This window comes from Kistimonas scapharcae (assembly GCF_039540975.1).
GTDB classification, from domain to species: Bacteria; Pseudomonadota; Gammaproteobacteria; order Pseudomonadales; family Endozoicomonadaceae; genus Kistimonas; species Kistimonas scapharcae.
Map to the genome: position 1 here is coordinate 1 of NZ_BAABFL010000131.1, position 26,052 is coordinate 26,052.

General features: G+C 53.7%; 25 protein-coding genes. 10 read left to right on the plus strand and 15 right to left on the minus strand.

Annotation, left to right across the window (positions count from 1 at the left end):
* Positions 1–65: 65 nt before the first annotated feature.
* The 3 genes from ABD892_RS08795 to ABD892_RS08805 all read right to left on the minus strand — a co-directional run bounded on the left by ABD892_RS08795 (position 66) and on the right by ABD892_RS08805 (position 2,479).
* A complete protein-coding gene (locus tag ABD892_RS08795; RefSeq protein WP_345195149.1) occupies positions 66–947 on the minus strand; it encodes a TnsA endonuclease N-terminal domain-containing protein in 882 nt (293 codons plus the stop codon).
* A gap of 144 nt (positions 948–1,091) precedes the next feature.
* Entirely contained in the window at positions 1,092–1,982 is an 891-nt protein-coding gene (gene mnmL / locus ABD892_RS08800; protein WP_345195150.1) for a tRNA modification radical SAM protein MnmL/YtqA, read from the minus strand.
* A 191-nt stretch (positions 1,983–2,173) separates the two neighbouring features.
* Positions 2,174–2,479, minus strand: a complete 306-nt coding sequence (locus ABD892_RS08805; protein WP_211826520.1) for a hypothetical protein — start codon at positions 2,477–2,479, stop codon at positions 2,174–2,176.
* 206 nt (positions 2,480–2,685) lie between these two features.
* On the opposite strand from ABD892_RS08805, the gene ABD892_RS08810 reads away from it, so the two are divergent.
* Complete coding sequence (locus ABD892_RS08810) at positions 2,686–3,021, plus strand: hypothetical protein (protein WP_345195152.1); 336 nt, start codon at positions 2,686–2,688, stop codon at positions 3,019–3,021.
* Between the two features lie 50 nt (positions 3,022–3,071).
* On the opposite strand, the gene ABD892_RS08815 is transcribed toward ABD892_RS08810, so the two are convergent.
* The gene (locus tag ABD892_RS08815; protein WP_345195154.1) at positions 3,072–4,598 is read right to left on the minus strand and encodes a peptide ABC transporter substrate-binding protein; all 1,527 of its coding nucleotides are present in this window, start codon (positions 4,596–4,598) and stop codon (positions 3,072–3,074) included.
* A gap of 338 nt (positions 4,599–4,936) precedes the next feature.
* Between ABD892_RS08815 and ABD892_RS08820 the strand changes: the two genes are divergently transcribed.
* On the plus strand, positions 4,937–5,218 hold the full coding sequence (locus ABD892_RS08820) for a hypothetical protein (protein ID WP_345195155.1): 282 nt from the start codon (positions 4,937–4,939) through the stop codon (positions 5,216–5,218).
* Here ABD892_RS08820 and ABD892_RS08825 read toward each other — a convergent pair whose 3' ends face one another.
* Positions 5,219–5,605: an acyl-CoA thioesterase gene (locus ABD892_RS08825; protein ID WP_345195157.1), complete on the minus strand. Its 387-nt coding sequence runs from the start codon at positions 5,603–5,605 to the stop codon at positions 5,219–5,221. It abuts the gene before it with no gap.
* A gap of 234 nt (positions 5,606–5,839) precedes the next feature.
* Here ABD892_RS08825 and ABD892_RS08830 point away from each other — a divergent pair, with 234 nt between their 5' ends.
* Entirely contained in the window at positions 5,840–7,090 is a 1,251-nt protein-coding gene (locus ABD892_RS08830; protein ID WP_345195158.1) for a DUF1631 family protein, read from the plus strand.
* A 79-nt stretch (positions 7,091–7,169) separates the two neighbouring features.
* On the opposite strand, the gene ABD892_RS08835 is transcribed toward ABD892_RS08830, so the two are convergent.
* The gene (locus ABD892_RS08835) at positions 7,170–8,618 is read right to left on the minus strand and encodes a glutathione synthase (protein ID WP_345195160.1); all 1,449 of its coding nucleotides are present in this window, start codon (positions 8,616–8,618) and stop codon (positions 7,170–7,172) included.
* A 221-nt stretch (positions 8,619–8,839) separates the two neighbouring features.
* Here ABD892_RS08835 and ABD892_RS08840 point away from each other — a divergent pair, with 221 nt between their 5' ends.
* The 3 genes from ABD892_RS08840 to ABD892_RS08850 all read left to right on the plus strand — a co-directional run bounded on the left by ABD892_RS08840 (position 8,840) and on the right by ABD892_RS08850 (position 11,050).
* Positions 8,840–10,135 carry an SDR family oxidoreductase gene (locus ABD892_RS08840; protein WP_345195161.1) on the plus strand — a complete coding sequence of 432 codons (1,296 nt, stop codon included), beginning with the start codon at positions 8,840–8,842 and terminating at the stop codon, positions 10,133–10,135.
* A 12-nt stretch (positions 10,136–10,147) separates the two neighbouring features.
* Positions 10,148–10,621 (plus strand): DUF2269 family protein, encoded by a 474-nt coding sequence (locus ABD892_RS08845; RefSeq protein ID WP_345195162.1) that lies wholly within the window; start codon positions 10,148–10,150, stop codon positions 10,619–10,621.
* 108 nt (positions 10,622–10,729) lie between these two features.
* A complete protein-coding gene (locus ABD892_RS08850; RefSeq protein WP_345195163.1) occupies positions 10,730–11,050 on the plus strand; it encodes an Hpt domain-containing protein in 321 nt (106 codons plus the stop codon).
* A 271-nt stretch (positions 11,051–11,321) separates the two neighbouring features.
* Here ABD892_RS08850 and amrA read toward each other — a convergent pair whose 3' ends face one another.
* Together amrA and amrB are read right to left on the minus strand one after the other, a co-directional pair.
* Positions 11,322–11,888: an AmmeMemoRadiSam system protein A gene (gene amrA, locus ABD892_RS08855; protein ID WP_345195165.1), complete on the minus strand. Its 567-nt coding sequence runs from the start codon at positions 11,886–11,888 to the stop codon at positions 11,322–11,324.
* A gap of 40 nt (positions 11,889–11,928) precedes the next feature.
* On the minus strand, positions 11,929–12,708 hold the full coding sequence (gene amrB / locus ABD892_RS08860) for an AmmeMemoRadiSam system protein B (protein WP_345195167.1): 780 nt from the start codon (positions 12,706–12,708) through the stop codon (positions 11,929–11,931).
* 165 nt (positions 12,709–12,873) lie between these two features.
* Here amrB and amrS point away from each other — a divergent pair, with 165 nt between their 5' ends.
* Positions 12,874–13,968, plus strand: coding sequence for an AmmeMemoRadiSam system radical SAM enzyme (amrS, locus tag ABD892_RS08865; RefSeq protein WP_345195168.1), 1,095 nt, complete (start codon positions 12,874–12,876; stop codon positions 13,966–13,968).
* Positions 13,969–13,988: 20 nt separating this feature from the next.
* On the opposite strand, the gene ABD892_RS08870 is transcribed toward amrS, so the two are convergent.
* Positions 13,989–16,379, minus strand: a complete 2,391-nt coding sequence (locus ABD892_RS08870) for a Lon protease family protein (RefSeq protein WP_345195169.1) — start codon at positions 16,377–16,379, stop codon at positions 13,989–13,991.
* 466 nt (positions 16,380–16,845) lie between these two features.
* Here ABD892_RS08870 and ABD892_RS08875 point away from each other — a divergent pair, with 466 nt between their 5' ends.
* The 3 genes from ABD892_RS08875 to ABD892_RS08885 are packed head-to-tail and all read left to right on the plus strand — an operon-like array spanning position 16,846 to position 20,589.
* Positions 16,846–17,793 (plus strand): ABC transporter ATP-binding protein, encoded by a 948-nt coding sequence (locus ABD892_RS08875; RefSeq protein ID WP_345195171.1) that lies wholly within the window; start codon positions 16,846–16,848, stop codon positions 17,791–17,793.
* Entirely contained in the window at positions 17,793–18,527 is a 735-nt protein-coding gene (locus ABD892_RS08880) for an ABC transporter permease (protein ID WP_345195172.1), read from the plus strand. The genes ABD892_RS08875 and ABD892_RS08880 overlap by 1 nt, the downstream gene beginning before the upstream one ends.
* A 10-nt stretch (positions 18,528–18,537) precedes the next feature.
* On the plus strand, positions 18,538–20,589 hold the full coding sequence (locus ABD892_RS08885; RefSeq protein WP_345195174.1) for a GldG family protein: 2,052 nt from the start codon (positions 18,538–18,540) through the stop codon (positions 20,587–20,589).
* Between the two features lie 54 nt (positions 20,590–20,643).
* On the opposite strand, the gene corA is transcribed toward ABD892_RS08885, so the two are convergent.
* From corA to ABD892_RS08915, 6 genes are all read right to left on the minus strand, one after another.
* Positions 20,644–21,603 (minus strand): magnesium/cobalt transporter CorA, encoded by a 960-nt coding sequence (gene corA, locus ABD892_RS08890; protein ID WP_345195175.1) that lies wholly within the window; start codon positions 21,601–21,603, stop codon positions 20,644–20,646.
* Positions 21,604–21,772: 169 nt separating this feature from the next.
* Positions 21,773–22,126, minus strand: a complete 354-nt coding sequence (frdD, locus tag ABD892_RS08895) for a fumarate reductase subunit FrdD (RefSeq protein WP_345195176.1) — start codon at positions 22,124–22,126, stop codon at positions 21,773–21,775.
* 1 nt (position 22,127) lies between these two features.
* Entirely contained in the window at positions 22,128–22,520 is a 393-nt protein-coding gene (locus tag ABD892_RS08900) for a fumarate reductase subunit C (protein WP_345195178.1), read from the minus strand.
* Complete coding sequence (locus ABD892_RS08905) at positions 22,517–23,269, minus strand: succinate dehydrogenase/fumarate reductase iron-sulfur subunit (RefSeq protein WP_345195179.1); 753 nt, start codon at positions 23,267–23,269, stop codon at positions 22,517–22,519. The genes ABD892_RS08900 and ABD892_RS08905 overlap by 4 nt, the downstream gene beginning before the upstream one ends.
* A complete protein-coding gene (gene frdA / locus ABD892_RS08910; protein ID WP_345195180.1) occupies positions 23,266–25,044 on the minus strand; it encodes a fumarate reductase (quinol) flavoprotein subunit in 1,779 nt (592 codons plus the stop codon). Before frdA ends, ABD892_RS08905 begins: the two co-directional genes overlap by 4 nt.
* Positions 25,045–25,255: 211 nt before the next feature.
* Positions 25,256–25,996: a SanA/YdcF family protein gene (locus ABD892_RS08915; protein ID WP_345195182.1), complete on the minus strand. Its 741-nt coding sequence runs from the start codon at positions 25,994–25,996 to the stop codon at positions 25,256–25,258.
* Positions 25,997–26,052: the final 56 nt, after the last annotated feature.

A 26,052-nucleotide genomic window follows, 5' to 3' on the forward strand; every position in this document is an offset into this window, starting at 1 on the left:
CCATGACACGTCTCCTAACCCAGGGAAAACCAGTGTCGTAAGTTTAGACGGGAGAATGGCTTATGTTAGGTGGTAATCAGGTATTTCTTTAGTGACAGCACGTCTGTTTGTGCACCGATAGATAATTTGTTCATTTTTACATCAATCATTCTGACGGAAATCATACGATAAAAAATTGTTAGGGCAACCCCAGGAGCACAGCCATGGTGTGTATTTATTTTTTTGCACATTTCAGAAATGGTTTCATTGTCAGATGCTGACTTTATAGTGCTTAGAATATGGTGTTCAATGACGTCAATATTTACATTTCCCGGCAAAGAAAGTTTATTCTGCTCTACTGTACAGTAACTTTGATGGATGAGTTCCAGATTATCACTAACTTCAGAATCAAAAGACTGGTCAGTAATAATTGAAAATCTGATTCCTTGAAGAGACCAATACGCATATTCAATCTTTTGCTTTGCCAAGACTCGTTTATCACGAAGTTCTGAGGTGGGTTTCACTGAAACAGCAAGAAGATACTTCTGACCGTTTTCATTGAAAAGAGTAACCAGAAAATCAGTTGTCATATAAATAGCAAAGGGCTTTTTCGTATTATAATCAGTCTGACTGGGATGCTTTATTTTAAGCTTTTCCGCAATGGCAAGGGTTAGAGATCGCTTCAGGGGAAACTGCTCTCTAATTTCGATAACATTCTTGGCTAAATCTAAATGACGGAGAACCTTATGCTCTGTATGAGAGGCCAGTTGCATATCACGCCCGTAAGCCTTATTGCTTGAAACTCGCTCCTTGAAATTATTCTTCTTAGCGGATTCGATTTCATTGGTGTAAAGGCCGGGAATGTATTCCAAACCATGCCCCGTGCCACGTTTCTGCTCTTCAAGCCAGCGTGTAAGTTGCTTCTCGCTTCTGGAATAAGGCGAATGCTTTATATCTTTCCTAGGCATAAAAAACTTCACTACCTGTTGATAACGGACAGGTAGTGTAGACGATTATTTGTCGTTTTTTGCCAACTTAATGCACTTGTTTTCTAACTAATTGCACCTGTTTACCGATTTAATGCACTATTTACCGACTTAAATGCCTCTGACTCAATGGTTGACCAAACCCGCATAAATCGCGCCCAGAATATCCCATTTGTGCTTGACCCAGTCAGGCGCCAGCAGATACTGATGTGCACCAGAGCCGGTCAGACGATGGAAAAGTAGCTCTTTAGGCGCAGTCTTGATGATTTCTACCACCGTATTCACGTAATCGTCCATGGTCAGGTCGGGCACCAGACCCTGCTTCCATTCCCGGGCCAGTTGCGTGCCCTTGACGATATGGAGGGGATGAATCTTGATGGCTTTGACGCCCAGATCCAGCACGCGCTGGTAACTGGTCAGGGTGTCTTTGGCGGTTTCCCCCGGAATACCCATGATCAGGTGGGTGCACAGGTTCAGGCCAAAGTGGTGAGCCCGCTGCACGGCATCCTCGTAATCGGCGAATGTATGGCCGCGGTTGATGCGTTCCAGCGATGTATCAAAGCTGGATTGCAGGCCGAGTTCCAGCCAGATTTCGTGGCCCTGTTGTTGATAGTCAGCCAAGAGAGCCAGTACAGGATCCGGTACACAGTCGGGACGGGTGCCGATAGCCAGACCAATAATTTCATCAGCCGCCAGTGCTTCATCGTAGAGCGCTTTCAGGCGCTCAATCTCGCCGTAGGTGTTCGAATAGGACTGAAAGTAGGCAATGAAGCGACGAGCCTTGCGCACCTGTTCTACACGCGTACGTGCGGCATGGAGTTGCGCGGTCACGGAGCCAGCCTTGGTCGAGGCAGGGCTGAATGAGTTGTTGTTACAGAAACTGCAGCCGCCAATACCCTTGGTACCGTCGCGGTTGGGACAGGTGAAGTCTGCGTTGACGGACAGTTTGTGAATCGGCTCTCCGTATTTTTGCCGGAGGTAATTGCCAAAAGTGTTGACGTAGCGGGTCAGATCCATAAGCGCGTGGTGACGGGTTGTCAGTAACCTGTCGGTTGGCCTCTGTAGCGATTGGTAAGGGGGAGACTGGCTGTTCGGCACAATACGTGAACTGTTCGTTGGCCACTATCCGTGTTTTTGCTGATCAGTCTCTGGGGCGTTCTGGGAGATGGCTGCCGGCCCGTGACCGGCATCGGATTGAGAGCGGAAGCTTACTGATGCTTGCGCATTTTTTCGAGAACATCCTTGACGATACGGCGGGCATTGGCCTCAGTGGCCTTGCTGTTCTTGTTGTCTGACTGGCTTTTGCTGTCGATGATGCGTGTTGCCAGCTTGCGAGCCACGGACGCGACCAATTCATCCATGAACGCTTCGTCGAACCAGGGCATGTCGCTGAACTGGATCTGGACCAGCTGCGTTTCCTTCTTTTTCTTGCCCTGCTCAGAGAAATGGATAGCAAAATCCCCATTATCGGACGCGCTCTGACTGATGGTCAGGGTAAACTGTTCGCCGCTCATGACTATCCATCTCCAGACTGTTATACCCTGATTGTCGGCAGGGGCATGACCGGCTTTACGGTCTTATTACACGCATTCTTTTCTTTGCATGGCTGGACGATATTTTTCTTTTCGGCGTGCCATTTACCTGCTACCGGCAAGGTTCAGACTGTGTTTGCGGCGTTTCAGTTTTGCACATTTTCCCAATCAGTCCGGGGGGAGTTGTCATGATTACTGATATCCAGATGCAGTCGCTGGTTCAGCGGGTTGCCCATCATGCCACTATGGCGGTGCTGCACGGAAGAATGCCAAAGGATCAGGCGATTGATGATGCGATTCTCTCCACGCTGGAACGGGTGGAAGATGAGAAAACCCATCAAGAACACTATCTGTTTTCAAGCACAACAGGCAGCCTGGCGCTGGATCTGAATGATATGCAACGGCTTGAAATGGATGCGGGAAGGGCCTTTCTTCAGGAGATTCAGACGGAAGACCGTAAGGATGTCATCCATGGCGTGTTGGTTGTGGCCGTATTTGCTGTTGTTGCGGTTTTGACCTGGTAATCTCGCGCGGAGTCAGAGGCTGCCGCTGACTCCGCTCTACACATGAACGATTATTGCTTAAGGTACAAATGCCGGGTATAGACCTGATCCTGCGGACTTGAGTAGTAGTTGCCGACCCGGGGCGATACCAGGCGTGCTGTCACATAGTGATACAGGGGGATCACCGGCATCTCCTGGTTCAGAATGCCTTCCAGTTTTTCGTAGAGTTTTTCCCGTTTATGGATATCCAGCGTGGTTAATGCCGTGGTCATTAACCGATCGTATTCAGGATAATGAAACCGGGCTTTATTACTGCTGTGGTCACTGGCAAAGATCGACAGCATGCTGGATGCTTCATCAAAATCGGCAATCCAGCTGGCGCGTGCGAGATCAAACTGGCCGGTTTTGATGGATTCAATGGCGGCTTTCCATTCCTGATTAACCAGTTCCACGTCGACCCCTAAACCCTGCTTCCACATCTGTGCGATGGCAATGGCGATCTTCTTCCGTGATTCACTGGTGTTATAGAGGATGCTGACTTTCAGGGGGTTGGTACTGGAATAACCTGCCTGTCGATAAAGTTCCCGTGCCGCGGCCAGTCTTTCCTCTGACGACATGAGCTGATAATTCGGTGTGTAATCCGGCATGGAGGAGGTGTAGGGTGGTGTGAATGTATAGGCAGGGATTTGCCCTTCACCCAGGACTTTGTCCGTTAAAATCTGGCGGTCGATCGCATAGGCGAGAGCCTTGCGCAGATTGGCTTCCATGAACGGCGCCTTGCGGGTGTTAAAGGCGTAATACTCCGTGCCCAGCAAACGGGACAGCTGGATCTCTGCGGCCTGCTTTTTCTTGATATGGGCATAGAAGTTGGCGGGGAGGCCACTGGTGATGTCCAGCTCGCCAGCCTGGTAACGATGGTATTCCGAAGAGGGCGAGGTCAAGGGCAGGTAGGAAACCTGCGAGATTTTCAGGTTCTTATATGCTGGGTGGCGCTTGTTGGCGGTCAACACAATATGTTCATTGACGACCCAGTCAGACAGGGTAAAGCTGCCATTGCTGACGATATTGCTTTTGTCGATCCAGTTCTCACCATGCAGTTGAACCGTTTTACGGGGTACCGGGAACATGACCGGATGTGTCAGTGTTTCCAGAAACCAGGCCAGGGGCCGGTCGAGTGTGACTTCCAGAGTGTCTGATGATGTGGCGGTAACCCCAAGGTGGGAGGGGGGGAGTTCTCCCCGGATAATGGCACCGGCATGTGTAATCCCGAGCATTTCAAGGTACCAGGCATAGGGCGATGCGGTTTTGGGGTCCACGGCCCGTTGCCAGGCATAGACAAAATCCTCGGCGGTCACCGGGGTGCCATTGGACCAGTCACTCTGTCGGAGGTGAAAGGTCCAGACCCGCCCGTTGTGGCTGACGTCCCAGCGTGATGCCTGGGCCGGGACAATATCCCAGCCCCGGTCCCGGGTCACCAGGCCATCAAACAGGTCATTGGCGATGTTGATGGCTGGCAGGCTGTGTATCTGTTGCGGATCAAGCGATTCAGGCTCTGCCGCATTACCCCGAACCAGATGGCTGCCCGAGAGTTTAGCCAAGACGCTACCGGTGCTGGTTAGAGAGACAGTAATACAAAGCAGCAAAAGGCAAAGCGACTTGCGAAGTGAATGGCCGTGTGACATGCCTGTGTTTCCCCTTACGGTGATCGCTTGAAAGGTTTTAACTATCGTCTTTTTTATGCGGATTGTGGATAACAAGGCGATGCCTGACGCCATGATCCGACCGGCTGACAACTATCCTTATAGTAGCAACAGGCAAAAAGACACAATCTTTTCCTGTGGTTCGGCTACAGGTTATTAACCATTAAACATACCGCTCACACGCCAAAGCTCAAGAGAAAAGAACGGATTGTTTTGTGAATCAGGAGGGAGGGGTAATGACGCAGGTAAATAATAATGGTCCGATAGGGCCAGTTGATCCCTCCGGACAACCTGGATCGACCGGGAAACCCACCGGCCAGGTCGATCAGAACGATGCGGATGCCTTCGCCAATATGATGGATGGCGATGACACTGCCGATGCGACCCAGGCGGGTGAGGGGACAGAGGAAACCACGCGGGAAGAATTCGAAGAGCTGTTTCGCCGCAACTCTTTCCAGCAGTTCATGGAACAGTCCAAGAAGCTGGTGGATGAAGCAAAAAAGAACAGTGAGGGTTAATCAGGCTTCTTCGCGATCCACCGGTTGTGCCTTGCCGTTTTCATCAATGGCCACATAGGTAAAGATCCCTTCCGTCACTTTGGCCCGGGTCTGGTTATAGGGCATGCCCATGGTCCAGACTTCGATGCGAATCCGCATTGAGGTTCTTCCCACCTTCAGAATATCGGTATAACAGCAGACGATCTCACCGACCCGAACGGCCTGGTGGAAACTCATGGATTCAATCGCCACGGTCGCGATCCGGCTATGGCTGCGACCCTTGGCGGCCAGACCACCTGCGATATCCATCTGGGACAGCAACCAGCCGCCGAAGATGTCGCCATTGGGGTTGGTGTCAGCGGGCATGGCCAGGTTGCGCAGGGACAGTTCGCCTCGAGGTTCGGTCATGGTGGAGCTCCGGGTTCGGTGTGAGGCGGGGAATCCTAATCACTGGTTGCCGGGTGAACAATGGTGAAGTATGCGTACCTGAAAACGCCTGCCCGAAAAAATACAGGGTTTTCCTCCGAAATGAGACCGATGTCGCTGTCTTCAGCACCTGTTGGTGGAAAAATAACGGTCGGTTTGAGGCATAAACCGGAATAAGGAATGACCACTGCAGTGTAATCGCCGGGAGACACGGGCATGGCCAATGCTGAATTAAATACACCGATACCTTCAGCCAATGTTGTCAGCATTATGGGAAAGTCAGCCGTGGTCGGTGAGAGTCGACTCGAATATCTGATACAGCAGGCGCATAGTATCGGCCATTACCGAGAGATGTCGACAAATGCGGATGACACGGTACGAAGAGTCGCCACACTGTTTGATGTGGTGTTGGCTGAATCTGCCATGTCTCCGTCAGTGAAAACCTTGCTGGAACAGCTGCAGATCCCGCTGCTCAAGGCCGCCTTGATTGATGGCGTGGCATTTTCCAGGGAATCTCACCCGGCCAGAAAGCTGCTCAATGAACTGGGCAGGGCGGGTATACAGTGCCGGGGCGATGTTGCTTCGCCTGATCCCCTGCATCGTTTGGTCGAAAAGGCGGTTGCTGCAATTCAGGATCAGTTCGTGATCGATACCAGCGTATTTGAACAGGTATTGATAGATTTCAACACTCGTTTTGTGCTGGAACAGCAACGTCAACAGCGCCTACTGAGGCGACAGCAACAAACGACTGAGGCGCAACAGCGAGCGGATTCAGCAAAGGAGCTGATTCGTAACCATTTGGATACTGTTCTGAACGGTTTGCTTTTGCCTGAGCATGTGCTCGATTTTATGCATGGCTCTTGGGGGCATTACCTGTTCATTGTCTACCTGAAAGAGGGGGATGGCAGTGATGCCTGGCAACGGGGGCTTAAAACGCTCGACTATCTCATAGCCACATTACGGCTGACTCAGCAGGAACGTCGCGAAAAGGTGCTGCCCAAGCTGTTTGCTGTGATTCGTCAGTCACTGGACAGTATTGGTTTTGATAAGTGCGCCATTGATGAGCAGCTTCAGAGGCTGACAAGGTTTTATAAAGAACAGCCAAATATCCCTGTGACCAAAGCGGCTCAGGAATCTGATAAGGATAAATGTGAGGAACATTCCGGTACTTCTGCTGAGTCCAAAGCATCATCGGACAATCAGAACGCTATTGAGCGCACCATTGATACGCGTAAACAGCGGATGCAGGTGGGTAAACAGGTTGATCAGTTCAAGCCCGGCTTGTGGGTGACACTTCTTGAGCGCAATGGTGAACAAATCAGGGCAAAGTTGTCTGCCGTTTTGCGCAGTGATGACCGATATGTTTTTGTGAATCAGCAAGGTGATAGGGTAAAGGAACTCTCCCGTACGGAATTGATTCGTGCTATTTGTTCAGGATTTGTACAGCTCATGAAGACAGGGGCATGAATAGAGCCCCTGTGGCTGATCATAAGCTTGCTGACCCCTGCCAGGCGAATCAACACTCCTCCAAATAGCATCAAGTGCTTCACGCTGATGGCTTGTTTCCATAAGCCAATGAGTCAACCGCTCCCTGTCCGCTATGTACGCCCCCTTCCGTAACTGATGATGGTTTGCTGCGGATCAGGTAGCCCGCATAACCCATCTCACTGGTGAGGGAGTGGCCATTCAGATGCAGGGTAAACATGCCAATTTCACTGATCAGGTCATCGACGGTGGTTGCCTCACCTCGACGTACCACTAGTGCAGGTTGTGAGCGATGCCTTGGGTGTAGTCGTCGCATCAGTGACCAGGCGGAATAGTCTTCAGCCTTCAGGCTTTTCAGCTTAGGTAAAATCGCGTCGTTAAAGACACAGTGGCCACCGCCTTCGCCCTGGTTTTTCAGTACCCAGTCATGGGGATTCTCATGCTTAAACCTGGCTATCGCTTCATGATCAACCGGACGCATTTCGCCCAGAAATGGTTTGATCCGAGTGGCCTCATCGTCGGTCAGTCCAAAAGCGGTTAACTGCTCGATCGTCATGGAAGAGAGCAGCATCTGTACCCGCTTGCTGGTTGCCAGCTGTTGGCTGACGGTGGCATTGATCGTCACACGGTGCTGTTCAATCATCACCCGGGTTTTGCCCAGGGCTTCACAGCAGCGGGCTTCGTCTACATCGTGGGCCACATAGTCACAGTACTGATAGCCGGCCCGGAGATAGATGGCATCAACACCGCCCAAACCATTCAACAATAATCGTTGGTTTTCTCCAGATGAAAGCTGATCATACAGTTGCCGGAAGGTTCTGCGGACCGTTTTGACGCCTTCCTGTTGAATCGCTTCTTCCAGCAGGTGCTGGTCATAGACATTATCTTCATCGGGCTGAACCACCATGATAAACAGGGGCTGCCCCGTTTCTCCTGATTGTGCCCGGACCGTTTTTGCTGCACCGGCAATGCCTTTGGCGAGATGTTCAATGCAATGGTTAGGCACGAGCTCCTGTGACGCATCTTCTGACCAGTGCTGAAAAACAGATGGCCACTGATAGCCAAGATAATGATGCAATTCATGGGCACGCTGGCCAAAAGGTCCCATACCTGCGGCAATGCCGTTGAACTCGATCAGCTGGGGGCCGCGTTCAGCATCGTCCATAAAGTCTGTTCGCATGAGCAGCATGGGAATGCGCTCAGCAGGGATGGGGCCATGATGGATAGCCTGATGCAGCGCGAGCAGACTGGCAAAGAAAGGGTCTGCATTGCAGAGCGGGCTTATCGCTTCTCTGAGGAATTCATGATCTTCGGAGACGCCGTGAATCAGCTTACCCATCAGAGGCACGATGGCTTTCAGTAACTCAAACCGTTCTTGCTGTATCAGGGTTGGCGCAAAGCTGAAAGCACAATGGGTGGCAGAGTCTCTGGCCGTTTTCAGAGCCATGCCATGCAACAGTGACCACTCGATAGCATCCTGAACAGCGAAGGCGGTCATTGTGTCTTTCATGATTTGACTCTCTGGGAGTGAAGAAAACGAGGGGATATGCGAGGGCAATTTATCAGTAAATCCAGTGATTGATAATAGTTGGGTAAGATTGAATCACCCGTGCTATTTGAAGGACGTGTCTTAATAATTTCCTTAAATGCTTATTTTGATTTCGTGTCGTTTTCTGTTTACAGCAAGTCTTGCATACACTGTAAACAAAACGATGAACTAAGGATGGCTCAGTGAAATTTCTTGTGACCGGTGCCAATGGGTTTATTGCCAGTGCGATCGTGGAACAGTTGCTGCAGGCGGGCCATCAACTGGTGCTGGCAAGCCGCAGGGGACACACCGGTTTCCCGGTTAATCAAGTCACGGCTATTCCGATGGATTTCAATCAGTGCCTTGATCCTGAGGAGTGGAAGGATTATTTGCAGGATGTGGATGGGGTCATCAACTGCGCTGGTATTTTGCGTGAATCCACTTCAGGCGACTATGAGCGTATCCATTTTCAGGCACCGCAGGCGTTGGCCAAAGCCTGTTTAGACTGTGGCGTGAAACGCTTTGTGCAGATCTCTGCTGTGGGTGACGCTGAGACATCCGACTTTATAGCCAGCAAACACCGGTTTGATGAATGGTTGCTGGCGTCGGGTCTTGATTGCACAGTGGTTCGACCGTCCGTTGTGGTGTCCTTGCGGGGTTCTTATGGGGGAACATCGTTATTAAGGGCGCTTTCAGCGCTTCCCTGGCTGGTGCTTTTACCGGGAAAAGGAGAACAGAAAATTCAGCCCGTGCTACTGGAGGATCTGGCCAGCATTGTGGTGCATCAGGCAGAGAATAAGGGGGATGCCAAGACAGCCTTGCTATATGCGGCGGGTCCTGAACCGGTCACATTACGGGATTTTGTCCTTGCGCAGCGGCAGTGGCTGCAGCTGCCAGCCGGTTTCTGCATCCCTGTACCGTTGTCCCTGGTACGGATTGCCGTGCAACTGGGTGAGCAGTTTGGTCATGGGCCCATGGGGCTTACAGTCAATACCTTGCTGGAACAAGGTAATACGGTGCCGGCAGACGCCACTACGGCACGAGAGGAAAACACGGGGATACAGCCGCGGTCGGTCATTGAAACCCTGCGGTTGTCATCCAGTTTCGTGCAGGACCGCTGGCATGCCCGCCTTTACGGAATTCGTCCGGTCATGCTGTTTGTGCTGAGCTGTCTCTGGATATTGTCCGGGATATCAGGGCTGGTGCACGGGCAGGATGGTTTTGCGCCGATTCTCAATGCGTTGCAGATCCCTGTGGCATTTCAGGGAGCCCTGGTGCTGGCGACCAGTGTGCTGGATATCGTTTTGGGACTGGCGGTGTGGGCCACACGTTGGCGCGGTCTTGTCCTGGGATGCATGGCGCTCTCTGTGATGGCTTATACTGCAGCACTGGCAGTCCAGGCACTAGACTATTGGTTGTCCCCCCTCGGCGGCCTCGCCAAGAACCTTCCCTTGCTGGTCTTGCTGGCAATAAGCGGCGTCATGGAAAAGCAACGATAGGGCGACTGCGCCATGGAATATTACCTGCTGTTGAAACTCATACACATCCTGTCATCCACGGTGTTGTTCGGCACAGGGATAGGGAGTGCCTTTTTCATGTGGCGTGCGGATTGCAGTGGGGATGTTGGCAGAGTGGCTGTGATATCCAGACAGGTGGTATTGGCGGATTGGTGCTTCACGACACCCGCAGTGGTTGTACAGCCTCTCACGGGGCTTGCGATGGTCTGGCTGGCCGGTTTTCCGCTCTCCAGTCCATGGATTCTCCTCAGTATTGCGCTGTATGGCGTTATAGGTCTCTGCTGGCTGCCAGTGGTCTGGATTCAGTGCCGGATTGCCAGAGACTCGGCAAAGGCCAACGTTGCAGCCGATGGTTTCAATTATCCCCACCGGTATTTAATGCGCTACTGGTACGCTCTGGGCTGGGCGGCCTTCGTCAGCATGCTGGGTATCTTCTTTTTGATGGTCTTCAAGCCGGTTTTATGGTGATTGGCGATAAGCCATTTTTTCTTCCCGAAGCACCGATTTCAGGGCGCTATAGTGTAACTAGGCCTTACAGCATAAGGATCAGTTTTCTGGCGGTACAGGGAGTACGTTATGCTGAATATGGAGATGCTACGGGACTTTTTTGGAGATGAGGGGGAGATCCGTGAGGTTCTCGCCCAATTTGTCGCAACCACGGACAGTGATATCCAGCAGCTGGAACAAGCCATCGGGGAGCGGGATATCGGTCAGGTCGCGGAACTGGCACACAGGATCAAGGGTGCCAGCCAGGTGATTGGCGCGGCAGATCTGGTTCGGGCGGTGGGTGAACTGGAAGCCGATGCCAGAACCCATGATGACCACTGTTTCGACGAACTTTACGCGGCGTTGGCTGAAACCTACCGGAATGTCAGTGAGGAAATACGGAATCTCTGACGCATCCTGCCTGCCAAACGATCATGGTATGATCGTCTGCCTTAGAATACCGCCAATGTGGTTGAAACATTCATAGATGCTTTTTTCATAATCCAACCCGGTATTATCACAATTAACCGTGGATGTACGGCGAATTCAGCCTTTTGTCGTTATCTGATGGGCGATGACTTGAGCCAGCCAGGGGGAATGCATGCCCGTTAACAAGCACATTTTCGCTTGAGATAACGCTGATGATACGAATTCAGGAACAGAAACTGGCCGGTTAGATAGATTACCTGGCTGATTCCCGAAACTTGTCGCAGTGATAGCGATAGCACTTCATGGTGTCAGGCCAGCTTTCCAGTGGCATGCCGGCTTTACGTTTCAGATGGTTAAGAAACAGTGAGGGTTCAGGTAATTGTGACCAGACCTGCGGAAGGAAGGTTGCACGGTGACAGCCGTCATCAATTAACAGACCGTCAATGCCGGGCTGCAATTGTTCGAGCAAATCCTGTTCATCGTTGACCTGCATCGGTTCCATGGGCGACAAGATTGAAATTTCTACTGCAATCTTTTCCAGTTCTTCTACTGAGACCGGGGGAAAGCGTGGGTCTTTGAAAGCACTGGAAAACGCATTGGCGGCGACATCATTGATCAGAGGACGATAGGCTTCCAGAGAGCCAATGCAGCCGCGGAGATTTTGATTAAGGGTCAGTGTGACAAAGCTGGCCCTGATAGCCTGTAACGGATTGGACGTTGTTTCAGTTTCCGGTACCAGTGGCTTACCTGACTGAAGGCCGTTCTCGATACTCTTTCTTGCAACGGCCAGTAATTGCGCCTGGTCTTCTTCTGTCCACATCGTGTTTTCCTTTCAGGCCGGCGTTATCCTGTTCTATCCGTTATTGCAGGGCAAATGCGGCGTAACCTACGACCCGGTTTTTATCACCAGCGGTATCACCGGAATTACAGACTTCCAGGGTAGATACCTGCATGCCCCGCTGTCGGGCAACTTCCAGCAGGCCATTCAGTGGTCGGCAGCCACAGGCCTGGCCGCCGGTCAGGTTGGGGGTCAGTTGTTCAATCGCTTTGACCGTGGCGGCATCCCGGGCGCAGGCTTCGTCGTATGTATGGTAATGGCTGAGATCAGTACTGATCACAATCAGGGTTTCATCGCCGCCCCAGATGGCTTCCAGTACTTCCGCCACCGCTATGGTGGATGCGTCACCTACGACCAGTGGCACCAGGTGGAAATCTTTCAGGCTTCGCTGCAGAAAGGGAACCTGAACCTCCAGTGAGTGCTCCATGGTATGGGCGGCATCCAGAACCTGTACCTGCCCGAGACTCAGCAGAGCCTGCATGGCCTGGGTGTCCAGCGGGACGTCACCCAACGGTGTGGCAAATGTTTCGCAGTCCGGCAGCGCCAGCCCCCGGAAGGGAACACGGTGGCTGGGGCCTAGAAGAATGACCCGACGAATCGTATCCGCCTGTTCCTGTAGCAGGCGATAGGCTGACGCGGCTGTTTGCCCCGAATAGATGTAGCCGGCATGGGGCACCACCAAGATCTTGGGCGACAGATCCCGTTTCGGCGCATTGGCAAGGAAGGTGGCAATCGCAGCATCCAGCTTTTCGGTGTTGGCAGGATAGAAGCTTCCCGCCACGGCAGGTTGTCGTGTTCTCATAGCAGGCCCCCGGTCTGTCGAGCATGGTTAAGTATAACCGTCACTGGGTGAACGCATCAGATTATTTACTGATCATGCCAGGGCGGACTAACGGCATTTGGTTTTTGCATCTCCGGGCATTTTGCCTAATGCTTAGTGGCAGGAAACTCTAAGGAGGGAATGGCCATGGTTCAGGCATCCATCGTACCGCCATCGGCATTTCCGACCCGTTACTGGCATGGGCTGGAAGACGGGCGAATACAGTGTGACCTTTGTCCCCGGGCGTGCAAGCTGCGGGAGGGGCAGCAGGGGCTCTGTTTTGTGCGGGAGCGTCGGGATGACGCGATTGTACTGACCAGTTATGGCCGTTCCAGTGGCTTCTGTATTGATCCCATCGAGAAGAAACCCCTTAATCACTTTTTGCCCGGGACGCCGGTGTTGTCCTTTGGTACGGCAGGCTGCAACCTGGCCTGCAAGTTCTGTCAGAATTGGGATATCAGTAAATCCCGGCAGGTGGATTCGCTGGCAGACAGTGCCATGCCGGAACGACTTGCCGCCGCAGCCGTTCAATTGAAATGCCGAAGTATGGCATTCACTTACAATGACCCCATTATTTTCCTTGAGTATGCGAACGATGTGGCCCAGGCTGGACACGAGGTCGGCGTCCGTTCAGTAGCGGTCACGGCAGGTTATATCTGTGATGAGCCGAGGGTCGATTTCTTCCGTCACATGGACGCTGCCAATATTGACCTTAAGGCGTTTACGGAGCGTTTTTACAAGAAAATCTGTGGAGGGGAACTGGCGCCAGTATTGGATACACTGATTTACCTCCGCCAGGAAACCTCTGTCTGGTTCGAGATCACAACGTTGCTGATTCCGGATGAAAATGACTCCGATGCGGAACTGGACGCCATGACGGGCTGGATCGTTGAACATCTTGGGTCTGATGTGCCATTACATTTTTCAGCATTCCACCCAGACTGGAAAATGACGGACAAGCCCAACACCCCAGCAGCAACCCTGACTCGAGCACGAAAGATAGCGATGCAAAATGGCATTCGCTACTGCTACACCGGTAATGTGCATGATCCCGTCGGCAGTAGCACCTATTGCCATGCTTGCGGAGAGCGGTTGATTGAACGGGACTGGTATCAGCTGGGCGATTGGCAATTGAATGATAGGGGTTGTTGCAACCATTGCGACGCTGAGTTGCCGGGCGTTTTTGAACCGAATGCCGGCGACTGGGGTCGCCGGCGTATTCCGGTCAGGATGACAAGCTAAGTCGTGTCAATGGCTCACTTTCAGTGGGTATCCTTCGCGAGTTCAGCAATTTCCTTAAGCCGTTCCAGTACCCGGTAGTTGATAGTGCCTTTCGGGTATTTGCCACGACTGTTGAGCTTGCCGGGTTTCATGCTGCAGAGGATCTCCAGGGCTTCCTCTACCTCTGATACCGCATAAACCGTAAACTGCTTGGCACGGACGGCATCCTGAATCTCGGGTTTGAGCATCAGGTTGCGGACGTTGGATGCGGGAATAATGACACCTTGGGATTCACTCAGCCCCCGGGCTTTGCAGAGATCAAAGAACCCTTCAATTTTCTCGTTCACACCACCGATGGCCTGTACTTGGCCATGCTGGTTGATGGAGCCGGTAATGGCCAGCCCCTGATTGATCGGGATTTCGGTCAGGGCAGAAATCAGGCAGCAGAGTTCGGCCAGTGATGCACTGTCGCCATCGATATACCCATAGGATTGCTCCATGGCCAGGCTGGCAGAGATGGCCAGTGGGAAATGCTGGGCATAGCGGGCGCCCAGGTAACCGGTCAGGATCATGACCCCCTTGGAGTGAATGGCCTGACCCAGCTGAACCTCCCGCTCAATATCGACAATACCCTGGGAACCCGGGTACACCGCTGCAGTGATACGGGCCGGTGAACCAAAACTGGTATCGCCGACAGCGAGGACGGTCAGTCCATTGATCTTGCCGATGGCCGTACCCTCGGTGTCGATCAGGATGCTGCCTTCCAGCATCTCCTTCTGGATTTCCTTGCTGACCCGGCTGGTGCGTTCCGCCTTGGCTTCCAGCGCCTTGTTGATGTGGTGATGAGTGATCTTCCGCCCTTTGGCCATACGGCGGATGAAATCGGCTTCTGCCAAGAGGTCGAACAGGTTACCGATATGGGCTGACAGGTGGCCACGGTGTTCGGCGAGGCGTGAACTGTGTTCCACCATGCGGGCAACGGCCTGGGAAGTCAGTGCCGGATAGCCTTCGTCATCCGCCCGGGTTTTCAGCAGGCGGGCAAAGGCGTGGATGGTATCCGGGCTGCGTTCCAGATAACCATCGAAATCCACCAGAACCCGGAACATTTCGTGGAAATCCGGATCCAGTTCCTGCAGGAGGTAATAGATCTGACGAGAACCAATCAGGATGACCTTGACGTTCAGGGGGATATCATCCGGGGTCAGGGTAATGGTGTTCACCAGACCAAGTTCGGCGGCCGGTGATTCGATTTTCAGTTGTTCTTCTTTCAGTGCCCGTTTCAGGGCTTCCCAGACAAACGGCTCATCCAGCAGTTTGGCGGCTTCAATCACCAGGTAACCGCCATTGGCTTTGTGCAGGCTGCCGGGGCAAATCTGCCGGTAGCTGGTGATCAGGGCGCCCATTTCGGCGGCATATTCCACCCGGCCAAAGAGGTTCTTGTAGTTGGGGTGGGACTCAAACACCACCGGCGCCGGTGATTTCTTTTTGTGTCCAACGACGATATTGGGAGAATACTGTTCTTCCAGTTGGGCACGTTTGCTGCCGTCATCACGGGATTCGATGGCCCGTTCTTCTGCCAGGATTTCGACCACAACCTTGTGCAGGTCCTGCTTCATGGCGGCCAGGTAGTTCAGGACATCCTTGTGTTTGCTGTACTTTTTCTTGAGCGGCTTGATCAGCGGCTCCAGTGCCTTGTCGATGGTACTGTGGTTGAGTTTGCGCAGCTCCTCACTGGATTCCCGTTTCCACTGGGGCAGTTCGGCCAGCCCGTCGTTGAGCAGGGTTTCGAGTTCAGTGATGTCGTTGTTGAAACGTTCCCGTTCCTCATCGGGCAGTCTGGCGAACTCGGTTTCATCCATCGCCTTGCCTTCGTTCATGGGGGCGAAGGTCAGGGAACCGGCTTCCCGGAACAGGGCGATGTTTCGGCGCAACGCTTCCTGTTCCACCCGATCAATGGCCAGGTCGTAACTCTTGTTAAAGTTGCGCTCAATAATGCTTTTGCGTTGCTGGTAGGTCGGGTGTTCGAAGGCGGCCGGGAAGGTGTCCAGCAGGCCGTCAATCAGGGTATCGAAATCCGCCTGAAGCACCTGGCCGGTGCCTGCTGGCAATTGCAGCACCGAGGGGGCGCGGGAATTATCAAAATTGTTGACATAGGCCCAGTCCGAGGGCTCTTCCATCCGCTTGGCTTCACTTTTCAGATAGTGCCGTACATAGGAGGTCCGACCGGTGCCTGATTCCCCCATGACATAGATGTTATAGCCGGAACGCTGCATGGCGACGCCGAACTGGATGGCGCCGACAGCCCGCTCTTGGCCCAGCGTGCCGACAAAAGGTTCCAGCTCGTCGGTGTCCTTGAAACCCAGTTCTGCCGGTGTCTGGCGGGCAGAGAGCTGGTTGGCGGCGACTTTTAGCTTGTTCACTGCGGTTGACATTAAGATCGTTTTCCCTGAGCTGTTTCTCTTCAATAATACCTTAATCCGTCCAATAGCAGGACTCTCTTGGTGGTTAACCCGGGTTTCCGGATCGGGCAGAGCCTGATGAAGGGCTACAGGTTCCGGTACGGCTTGGGACGGGGATATTACAGATCGTCTGAGGTTAATTATTGTCGGGTTGCAACGGCCTGACAAACCCGGATTGCCTGACGGCTAAATCCCTGTTTTGTCTGTGGTGTTTTTCTGCCAAAAATATCATGGATTCGGGAACTTTTTGACCAAAAAGTTGTCTATGCTTCGTTCGCTTTGAATGTGTGCCCGCGGTGTTATGGCGCGGTGCGTGGTTAACGGGATATCCAACAGGCCAGGGTGCTGGCGTATACCTCTCGGGCGCACCAGATGTTGCCGGGAGCCGTCAGGGCGAACCAGAACTGTGTTGAACCTGTGGAGACTGGATCAGGCAGCGATGATAACAATCGACAACCTCAAAAAGACCTTTGGCCGGTTCACGGCCGTCGACGGAATTACCTTTTCTGTCGGGCCGGGCGAAGTGCTCGGCTTCCTGGGCCCCAACGGGGCCGGAAAATCCACCACCATGAAGATGATCAGCGGGTTTATCAAACCCACCTCCGGCGCCGTGAGTGTCTGTGGGCACGATGTGCTTCGGGATCCGGTTGGTGCCAAGCGAATGCTGGGTTACCTGCCGGAAGGCGCGCCCGCTTACGGTGAAATGACCCCGGCCCGTTTCCTGGATTTCATTGCGGATATCCGTGGCTTGAAAGGGGATGATAAAACCGTCCGCATCCAGCACGTGGTAGAGCAGCTTGCGCTGGAATCGGTAATGCATCAATCCATTGATACGCTTTCCAAAGGGTTCCGCCGACGGGTCGGTATTGCCCAGGCCATTTTGCATGACCCGGCTGTACTGATCCTTGATGAGCCGACGGATGGGCTGGATCCAAACCAGAAACATCAGGTACGGGAACTCATTCGCAGCCTGTCAAAAGAAAAGATTGTCATTATTTCCACCCATATTCTGGAAGAAGTCACCGCTGTGTGTACCCGCGCCATTGTAATAGCCGGTGGGCGTGTACTGGCGGATGCCTCACCGGATGAGTTGGAGCGTCGTTCCCGTTATCACCGTGCTGTCACTATGATCCTGCCGGACGTGGTGCAGGACGAAGCGAAGAGCTGTCTTGGTCAGCTGCCCGGAGTGGCCGGTGTTGAAGTGGGGATTGATCAGGGCGCGCGTTATACCCTGCTGCCGGAGGCCAACGCTGACCTGTTCCCTGCTGTGAATCAGTTGTTGCAGGAAAAAGGGTGGTCAGTGGAAGAGCTGTATGTCGAGCGTGGTCGCCTGGACGATGTGTTCCGGATGCTGACCCGTGGTGAGCTGCAGAGGGAGGTGGCCTGATGCACAGCGTTAATGTGATTTTCCGGCGCGAACTGAGCAGCTATTTCGCCACGCCTCTCGCGTATGTCTATATCGTGATTTTCCTGATGATGACCGGTGTATTCACCTTTTATCTGGGGAATTTTTTCGAACGTCGTCAGGCTGATTTGATGCCGTTTTTCATGTTCCACCCCTGGTTGTACCTCTTTCTGATACCGGCCGTTAGCATGCGGTTATGGGCGGAGGAACGTAAGACCGGCACGCTGGAGCTGCTGCTGACCCTGCCCGTCAGTCTGGGGCAGGCGGTGTTGGGCAAGTTCCTGGCGGCCTGGGTGTTTACCGGCCTGGCGCTGTTGCTGACTTTCCCCATGTGGTTGACGGTCAATTACCTCGGTAGTCCGGATAATGGCGTTATTCTTGCGAGTTACCTGGGCAGCTGGTTGATGGCGGGTGGCTTTATCGCTGTCGGCTCATGCATGTCGGCATCGACCAGTAACCAGGTCATTGGCTTTATTCTCAGTGTGGTTGTCTGCTTCCTGCTGGTTGTTGCGGGCTATCCGATTGTGCTGGATGCCTTCCAGTCCTGGGCACCGGCGCCGGTTGTTGATGCCATCGGTGCACTCAGTTTTCTGACGCACTTTGAATCGATCAGCAAAGGGGTGCTGGATCTGCGGGATGTGATGTATTTCCTGATCATGATGGCGGCATGGCTTCTGGCCACAGCCATTGTCATTGATATGAAAAAGGCAGACTGAGGAGCAGGCGATGACGAACAAACTGTTTTCAAAGACAGGGCTCGTGGCGCTGGCTGTTCTGGTGCTGCTGGCGACGGTTGTGATCCAGATGGCGTTCCGCGGCGCCCGGGTCGACCTGACGGAAGACCATCTCTATACCCTCTCCCAAGGGACGAGGAACCTGATGCAAGACCTGCAGGAACCGGTGACCCTGAAACTGTTTTATTCCCGCAAGGCGACGGAAGGTGTTCCCCAGTTACGCAACTATGCCAACCGGGTCGAGGAGCTTTTACGCGAATACGTCCAGGCATCCGGCGGCAAGGTCACACGGGAAGTGATTGATCCTGAACCCTTCTCTGAACAGGAAGATGAGGCTGCCGGGTATGGGCTTCAGGCTGTTCCGCTCTCCATGGGCAACAAAGAGGTTTACTTTGGACTGGTTGCTTTGAGCGGTGGCGCGGAGAAGGGGGAAAATGTTGCTGTGGCGGAAACGCAAACAGACACTCCGACGACGGATAAAGGTCGTCAGGAAATTATTGGCTTTTTCCATCCTGACAAGGAGCGATTCCTGGAATATGACATCAGTAACCTGATTTACTCGGTTGGCCAGAAAATCCGTCCCAAAGTGGCGGTGATTAGTGGTGTTCCGGTTAACGGTGGTTACGATTATATGTCCCAACGTCCCGGACAATCATGGATGAGTATTACCCAACTGGAGCAGTTATATGACGTCCAGTATCTGGGGAATACGGTAAAAACCATTCCTGACGATGTCGGGTTACTGGTACTGATCCTGCCGGATGAAGTGTCTGACGATACGCTGTATGCCATTGATCAGTATGTCCTTAAGGGTGGTCATGCCCTAGTATTCCTGGATCCCTATGCAGAAGAGTCTGCCCAGGGCGGCGGCATGATGGGGGGGGGGAGTGCCCCGCGTTCAGCCTATCTTGAAACCTTGCTGGATGCCTGGGGGGTTGAAATGGTGCCGGAGCGGTTTGTGGCAGATGAGGATCATGCCCTGGCCGTTGGCGGACGGTCGGGTCATCCGGTGCGTCATCTGGGTATTCTGGGTCTTGGTGAGGATAGCTTTGCCCCTGATGACGTGGTGACGGCGAATCTCAAAAGTGTCAATTTCGCCAGTGCCGGTGCGCTCAAGCTGAAGGACAACGCACCGGTTACGATGGAGCCCCTGATTCAGTCCGGCATCAACTCTGCGTTGTTGGCTTCCGAACAGTTGGCCATGCTTTACGACCCCAAGGTGCTCTATAAGGATTACCAGCCTGCCGGTGAGCACTATGTGCTGGCAGCCAGGATCACCGGGGAGGTCAAAACCGCTTTCCCTGATGGGCGCCCCCAGCCGAAAGCTGAGACGCTGGATGAAGAGAACGCGCCGCTGGATGTGATGTCAGAATCAATCGTTGAAGATCAACCGTTGCCTGTCGAGGCCACGGTTTCCGAGGAAGAGGAAGAAGAGGTTGTTGAGGGTGAGTCGGTTGATGCCATCGAAGAAAAACCTCAGATCATGGCCTCTCAGAAACCGGTCAACCTGATCGTGGTGGCGGATACCGATGTACTGTCCAACCGCCTCTGGGTTCAGGTGAACAACTTTTTTGGCCAGCAGATGGCCACACCGTTTGCCAACAACGGCGACATGGTGGTGAACATGGTGGACAACCTCATCGGTAATGCCGACCTGATCAGTATTCGTAGTCGTGGGCAGTATTCACGGCCATTCACCCGGGTCGATATGCTGGAGCGTGAAGCCCAGGCCAGCTTCATGAACAAGGAAGAAGCGCTGACACAACAGTTGCAGGAAACGGAAAACAAGCTGTTGGCGTTGCAAGCGGGCAAGCAGGGGCAAGAGGCATTGATCCTGAGTGATGCCCAACAAAAGGAACTGGCGCGCTTCCAGCAGGAAAAACTGAAGATCCGTAAGGAACTTCGGGATGTGCAGCATCAGCTGAATCAGGATATTGAAAACTTGGGCACGCGCCTGAAATTGATCAATATTTTTGTAGTACCACTGCTGCTGACCATTATTGTGATAGGTTTGCGGATTCGACAAACCCGACGTCAGCACTGAGGTAAAAAAGAACCCGGATTATACCGGGTTCTTTTTTATTGTCTGTAATATTGCTTAGAGCCAGCCTTTCCGTTTAAAGAACAGGTAGGTGCTCAGCCCGCTGGCAATCATGATGCCGATGGCCACCGGGTAACCGTACGTCCAGTGCAACTCCGGCATCAGCTCGAAGTTCATACCATAACTGCTGGCAATCAGTGTCGGTGGCATGAAGATGGTGGCGGCGACCGAGAAGATCTTGATGATCTTGTTCTGCTCCAGGTTGATGAAACCCATCACCGCATCCAGCAGGAAGTTGATCTTGTCGAACAGAAAGGCGGTATGGGGCAACAGGGAATCAATGTCGCGCAGCATATCCATGATTTCCTGCTGATGAATATCCGACAGACGAATCCGGCGGTTCCGCACGAGATAACGCAGTGAGCGCTGGCTGTCGAGCAGGCTCAGACGGATTTTTCCGTTGATGTCTTCCTGCAGGGTGATATTTTTCAGAATGTCATCCCGCTGTTCATCGTTGGTACCTTCGCTCAGAGCCATGTGGCCGGTTTCTTCGAGGGTCTCGTAGACTTCCTCCAGCAGGTCGGCGAGGTAGTCGACCTTGGCGGTGAACAGGGCGTTCAGCACCACCATGGGCGAATCAATCTCGACCTGGTTGCGCTTGAAGTAATTCCGGACGAGACGAAACAGGCCCACATCCTCATCACGCAAGGTGATTAGCATATGGGGACGCAGGTTGAATGACACACTGATGGTTCGCAGCTCCTTACCGGAACGGTGGGGAAAGAAACTGTGAATATGGGTGCCGTCCTTGTCCTGGTAGAAGCGGGAGGAGGCCTCGATCTCGTTCAGGTCTTCCCGGTCCGGCACTTCTTCCACACAATACGTATGCAGCCACTCCCGCTCCGGATCGGTAGGTTCTACCAGGTCCAGCCAGACTGTATCACCGGGCAGTTCATCCTGCAGGGTCAGGTGATCAATCTTCAGCTTGTTATCCAGAAGGCGGTAAGCGGTAATCATACGAATGCCTGCTCCCTTTACGAGTAGTACGAGATTGCGTGAAAAAAGGATCGAATCTTATCACAGCCAATCAGGCCAGATAACACTCGCCACGACGAAATCACAGGAAAAAGGCCGGTCTGGAATGACCGGCCCGATCAGCGGCAGAAGACAATCACCGGTTTGTGGGTTAAACCAGCAGAACCATGGTGACCGTCGCGATCGAAAATACCAGTGCGCTGCCATAGAACAGGGTTTTCATGGCAAAGCCGGGATGAAAACCAAAGTCATGCAGGCTGTGGTAGATGCGGTGCACACAGTGCCACAGGCTCAAGATAATCACGCCGGCCAGCGCCAGTCGCCCGAACCAGGAACCGGCAAAGGCCATCATCCGGTCATAGGACAGCGCATCGGCGGGAATAATCCCCAGTGGTACACAGAGCCCGACGATCAGCACCAATACCGGTGTGGCCATGGCAGTCACGATGCCGCCGGCGCCAAACAGGCTCCAGAACAGGGGTTCAAAATGCCGTTTACCGTTCATCTCATACCCCCCAGAGTGTTGCAAGTAGCACGATGGCGGAGAATCCGACCATGGCGCCGATGTGGGCGTTGGTAATCAGTTTGGCGGGCACAAAGGATGTGCCGATCTGAATCCGCATCACCTGTGGTACTGCACGGAACCAGGTCAGCGAATGATAGAGTGCCAGTGCCAGCGTGACAGCACTGAACAGGATCATCAGCGGATGGGCCTGCAGTGCCAGCCATTGCGACCAGGTCGCGGGGCCCTGGATCAATTTGCCCAGCCCGATCAGCAGGTTCAGTGTCCACAGCCCGATAAAGACGCTGCTCATTTCACGGATCATGTAATTCCGGTAACTGGGCTGCTTCAGGTACCAGGTTTTGGACATGACAGGCTTGTAGGGACGTCGGCTCATGACTTGGCTCCCTTGCGAGGCATCAGGAATGACAGGGCCCAGTCCTGGGCGCCCATCGCTTTTTCCTGCTGGATGGCGCCGGCCGGGTCGACGGATTTCGGGCAGACCTCGGAGCAGACGCCGACAAACGTACAGCTCCAGACGCCGTTCTTGTCCTGCAGGACGTCCGTACGCATGGTCTGGCCATCATCCCGGCTGTCCAGGTTATAGCGATGACCCAGTGCTATGACGGCCGGGCCCGTAAACAGCGGGTTCAGACCAAACTGCGGACAGGCGGAATAGCACAGCATGCAGTTGATGCACATGGAAAACTGCTTGTAACGGGTCAGCTCCGCAGGCGTCTGTTTATAAGTCCCTTCAGACACCGGCTTTTGTGCCGCGTTAATGATGTAGGGTTTGACGGCTTCCAGTTTCTCTATGAAGTCGGCTGCATCGACGATGAGATCCCGCTCAATCGGGAAATTCGCCAGCGGCTCTACCCGAACGGTGCCCGGGTAGTAATCCCGCAGGAAGGTTTCACAACCCAGTTTCGGTGTGCCGTTGATCACCATGCCGCAGCTGCCGCACACTGCCATCCGGCAGGACCAGCGATAGGCCAGCGTGGCGTCCAGCTCATCCTTGATGTGGCCCAGTGCGTCGAGCAGTGACCAGTCATCCCGGTAGGGAATCTCAAAAGTGCCGAAGCTGGGTTCGTTATCGGTTTCCGGATTGTATCGGAGTACCTCAAGGGTAATGGTTTGTCCGGTCATGGGGTCTTCTCCGCACGGGGCTGCTCGGCGGCGGCGCCGTAGAGGCGTTCTTCCGGCTGGAATCGGGTAATGTTGACGTTTTCGTAGTCGATGTGTGGTGCGCCATCGCCCGTGCTGGTGGCCAGTGTGTGCTTCAGGAAGTTCTGGTCATCCCGTTTTTCAAAACCGTCCAGACGCTGGTGCGCGCCACGGGATTCTTTACGCAGCAGGGCCGAGAGTGCAATCGTGTGGGCAATTTCCAGAGACGATTTCAGTTCAAGCGCCATCAGCAGCTCGGTGTTAAATACACGGCTTTGGTCTTCCATTGTGATATGGTTGAAACGCTCCCGCAGTGCGGCAATGGTGTCGACGCCCTGCTGCATCTCGTCACCCAGCCGGTAGATGCCAAAGCAGTCTTCCATGGTTTTCACCATCTCGTGGCGAATATGGGAGACTTTCTCTGTGCCCTTGGCATTACGCAGGCTGTCGATGGCTTCAATATGGTGTCGCCCCTGATCCTGAAGGGTATTTTCAGGGCTGGAATCGGCCTGGGAGGCAAAGTCAGCCGCTCTTTCACCGGCAACTTTCCCGAAGACCACCAACTCTGCCAGCGAGTTGGAACCCAGTCGGTTGGCACCATGCATGCCCACGCTGGAGCATTCTCCGACTGCAAAAAGACCGGGCAAAGCACAGGCCGTCATATCCGTGCGGATACCGCCCATGGTGTAGTGAACGGCAGGGCGCACCGGAACCGGTTCATGTACAGCATCCACGCCCAGGTAGTTTTTGGCCAGTGAGCAGATCAGCGGCAGACGTTCCCTGAGTTTCTTTTCGCCCAGGTGTCGAAGATCCAGGTGAACGGCATCGCCCAGCGGGGTCTCGATGGTACGACCCTTGCGCTGTTCATGCCAGAAGGCCTGGCTCAGCTTGTCTCGGGGGCCCAGCTCCATGGTCTTGTTCTGGGGTTCACCAATCGGCGTTTCCGGTCCGAGGCCATAATCCTGCAGGTAGCGGTAGCCGTCCTTGTTCAGCAGAATCCCGCCTTCACCACGACAACCTTCGGTCATCAAGATGCCGGAACCGGGCAGGCCGGTGGGATGGTACTGGACGAATTCCATGTCACGCAGCGGCACACCTGCCCGGTAAGCCATGGCCATGCCGTCACCGGTGACAATCGCGCCGTTGGTATTGAAGCGGAATACGCGTCCGGCACCGCCTGTTGCCAGAATGACCGACTTGGCCAGGAACAGCTTGGGCTCACCGGTTTTGACTTCGATCGCAACCAACCCCTGGCAGCGACCGTCCTCAACGATCAGATCCGTGGCGAAATATTCATCAAATCGTTCGATGGAAGGATATTTTGTGGATGTCTGGAACAGTGTGTGGAGCATGTGGAAGCCGGTCTTGTCCGCGGCAAACCAGGTACGCTCGATTTTCATTCCGCCGAAACGGCGTACATTCACGGAGCCGTCGTCTTTACGGGACCAAGGGCAGCCCCAGTGTTCCAGACGGACCATCTCGTCCGTGGCATTGGCCACAAAGTAGTCGACCACATCCTGGTCGCACAACCAGTCGCCGCCGGAAACGGTATCGTTGAAATGATGTTCCAGGGAGTCATGGGCCTGTACGACACCGGCGGATCCACCTTCCGCCGCAACCGTATGGCTGCGCATGGGGTACACCTTGGAGATAAGGGCGATCGTGAGTGCCGGGTTGCTCTCGGCCACGGCAATGGCGGAGCGCAGTCCGGCGCCGCCTGCGCCAACAATGGCAACGTCGGTCTTGATGACCTCCATAGTAACGCCAACCTGTCTCTTCTATGGCCTGTCGTGCTGCAGGGCAGCCGTCGGGCCTTTGTTAATGGAAATGGGGAAAAAACCCCAAAGGCTATCAGGTAATGCGGTAACGGATGTTGATATAGCGCAAGGATGGTTGGGTGTATAGCCGAAGATAATGACGTGCAGATGATGGGCATAAAGAAGCCGTCTGGCTTTTAACCGTTATCGCCTAGGTTGGTGGCGTTTCTCCGATAATGATTGGCTCCCCCAGGAAGCGTGGTTCGGTTTTAAACAGCCGGGCCTCCAGAACGGCCAGCAGGCGAGCCAGGGTTTCCCTGATCCGATTGCTATAGTCTGAATCCGGGAATTTTCCATGGGCGTTGTAGGCAATGGCGTTAATGTCCTGTTCCCGGGCGATGAAGATCGCCCGTTCATTCTGGTATGACTGGGAAATAACAGTGAATGAACCGAGTCCAAAGACCTTGTTAGCGCGTACGATGGAGTCCAGTGTTCTGAAACCCGCATAGTCCCGGTAGATACGGTCAGCCGGTACGCCCATGGTGATCAGGTCTGCCCGCATCCGGGTGGGTTCATCATAGTAGCGGGTCGCATTGTCTCCGCTGACGAGGATGTAGTGGATTTTTCCGGCTTTCAGCAGTTCGCTGACCGCCTCAAGGCGACGGAGATAATGGCCATTGGGAAGGCCGTCACGGGTATAGCGGCTGGTGCCGAGTACGACACCGACCTCGTTAACAGGCAATCGATGGATATCACTGTAGAGATAACCGGTTGCACGGTCTGACACCAGGCGGTCACAGGCATGAAGAAGGATACCTGCAACCATGCCCAGCAGTACCGTGACTACAAAAAGCGCGATCGGCCATGTCCTTTTTCCGTTACCCGCCATCTTGGCTCGTGATCCTTGCCCTGTCAGGGACTGCGAGGCGTTTATGGTATTTACTGCTTCCATGGAGTTAGCCTACTTGAAGCGGTTAGGGCGCGTAAAGCCTGAATCCTGAGCCTGTG

Bases quoted from the DNA above. Each gene is read 5' to 3' on its own strand.
- ABD892_RS08830 (WP_345195158.1), top strand. From the start codon at position 5,840: ATGGCCAATGCTGAATTAAATACACCGATACCTTCAGCCAATGTTGTC.
- frdA (WP_345195180.1), bottom strand. From the start codon at position 25,044: ATGGAGGTCATCAAGACCGACGTTGCCATTGTTGGCGCAGGCGGCGCC.
- mnmL (WP_345195150.1), bottom strand. From the start codon at position 1,982: ATGGATCTGACCCGCTACGTCAACACTTTTGGCAATTACCTCCGGCAA.
- ABD892_RS08820 (WP_345195155.1), top strand. From the start codon at position 4,937: ATGACGCAGGTAAATAATAATGGTCCGATAGGGCCAGTTGATCCCTCC.
- ABD892_RS08870 (WP_345195169.1), bottom strand. From the start codon at position 16,379: ATGTCAACCGCAGTGAACAAGCTAAAAGTCGCCGCCAACCAGCTCTCT.
- ABD892_RS08900 (WP_345195178.1), bottom strand. From the start codon at position 22,520: ATGAGCCGACGTCCCTACAAGCCTGTCATGTCCAAAACCTGGTACCTG.
- ABD892_RS08795 (WP_345195149.1), bottom strand. From the start codon at position 947: ATGCCTAGGAAAGATATAAAGCATTCGCCTTATTCCAGAAGCGAGAAG.
- corA (WP_345195175.1), bottom strand. From the start codon at position 21,603: ATGATTACCGCTTACCGCCTTCTGGATAACAAGCTGAAGATTGATCAC.
- ABD892_RS08885 (WP_345195174.1), top strand. From the start codon at position 18,538: ATGACGAACAAACTGTTTTCAAAGACAGGGCTCGTGGCGCTGGCTGTT.
- ABD892_RS08850 (WP_345195163.1), top strand. From the start codon at position 10,730: ATGCTGAATATGGAGATGCTACGGGACTTTTTTGGAGATGAGGGGGAG.
- ABD892_RS08805 (WP_211826520.1), bottom strand. From the start codon at position 2,479: ATGAGCGGCGAACAGTTTACCCTGACCATCAGTCAGAGCGCGTCCGAT.
- ABD892_RS08880 (WP_345195172.1), top strand. From the start codon at position 17,793: ATGCACAGCGTTAATGTGATTTTCCGGCGCGAACTGAGCAGCTATTTC.
- ABD892_RS08905 (WP_345195179.1), bottom strand. From the start codon at position 23,269: ATGACCGGACAAACCATTACCCTTGAGGTACTCCGATACAATCCGGAA.
- ABD892_RS08875 (WP_345195171.1), top strand. From the start codon at position 16,846: ATGATAACAATCGACAACCTCAAAAAGACCTTTGGCCGGTTCACGGCC.
- ABD892_RS08845 (WP_345195162.1), top strand. From the start codon at position 10,148: ATGGAATATTACCTGCTGTTGAAACTCATACACATCCTGTCATCCACG.
- ABD892_RS08825 (WP_345195157.1), bottom strand. From the start codon at position 5,605: ATGACCGAACCTCGAGGCGAACTGTCCCTGCGCAACCTGGCCATGCCC.
- ABD892_RS08810 (WP_345195152.1), top strand. From the start codon at position 2,686: ATGATTACTGATATCCAGATGCAGTCGCTGGTTCAGCGGGTTGCCCAT.
- amrS (WP_345195168.1), top strand. From the start codon at position 12,874: ATGGTTCAGGCATCCATCGTACCGCCATCGGCATTTCCGACCCGTTAC.
- amrB (WP_345195167.1), bottom strand. From the start codon at position 12,708: ATGAGAACACGACAACCTGCCGTGGCGGGAAGCTTCTATCCTGCCAAC.
- frdD (WP_345195176.1), bottom strand. From the start codon at position 22,126: ATGAACGGTAAACGGCATTTTGAACCCCTGTTCTGGAGCCTGTTTGGC.
- amrA (WP_345195165.1), bottom strand. From the start codon at position 11,888: ATGTGGACAGAAGAAGACCAGGCGCAATTACTGGCCGTTGCAAGAAAG.
- ABD892_RS08915 (WP_345195182.1), bottom strand. From the start codon at position 25,996: ATGGAAGCAGTAAATACCATAAACGCCTCGCAGTCCCTGACAGGGCAA.
- ABD892_RS08835 (WP_345195160.1), bottom strand. From the start codon at position 8,618: ATGAAAGACACAATGACCGCCTTCGCTGTTCAGGATGCTATCGAGTGG.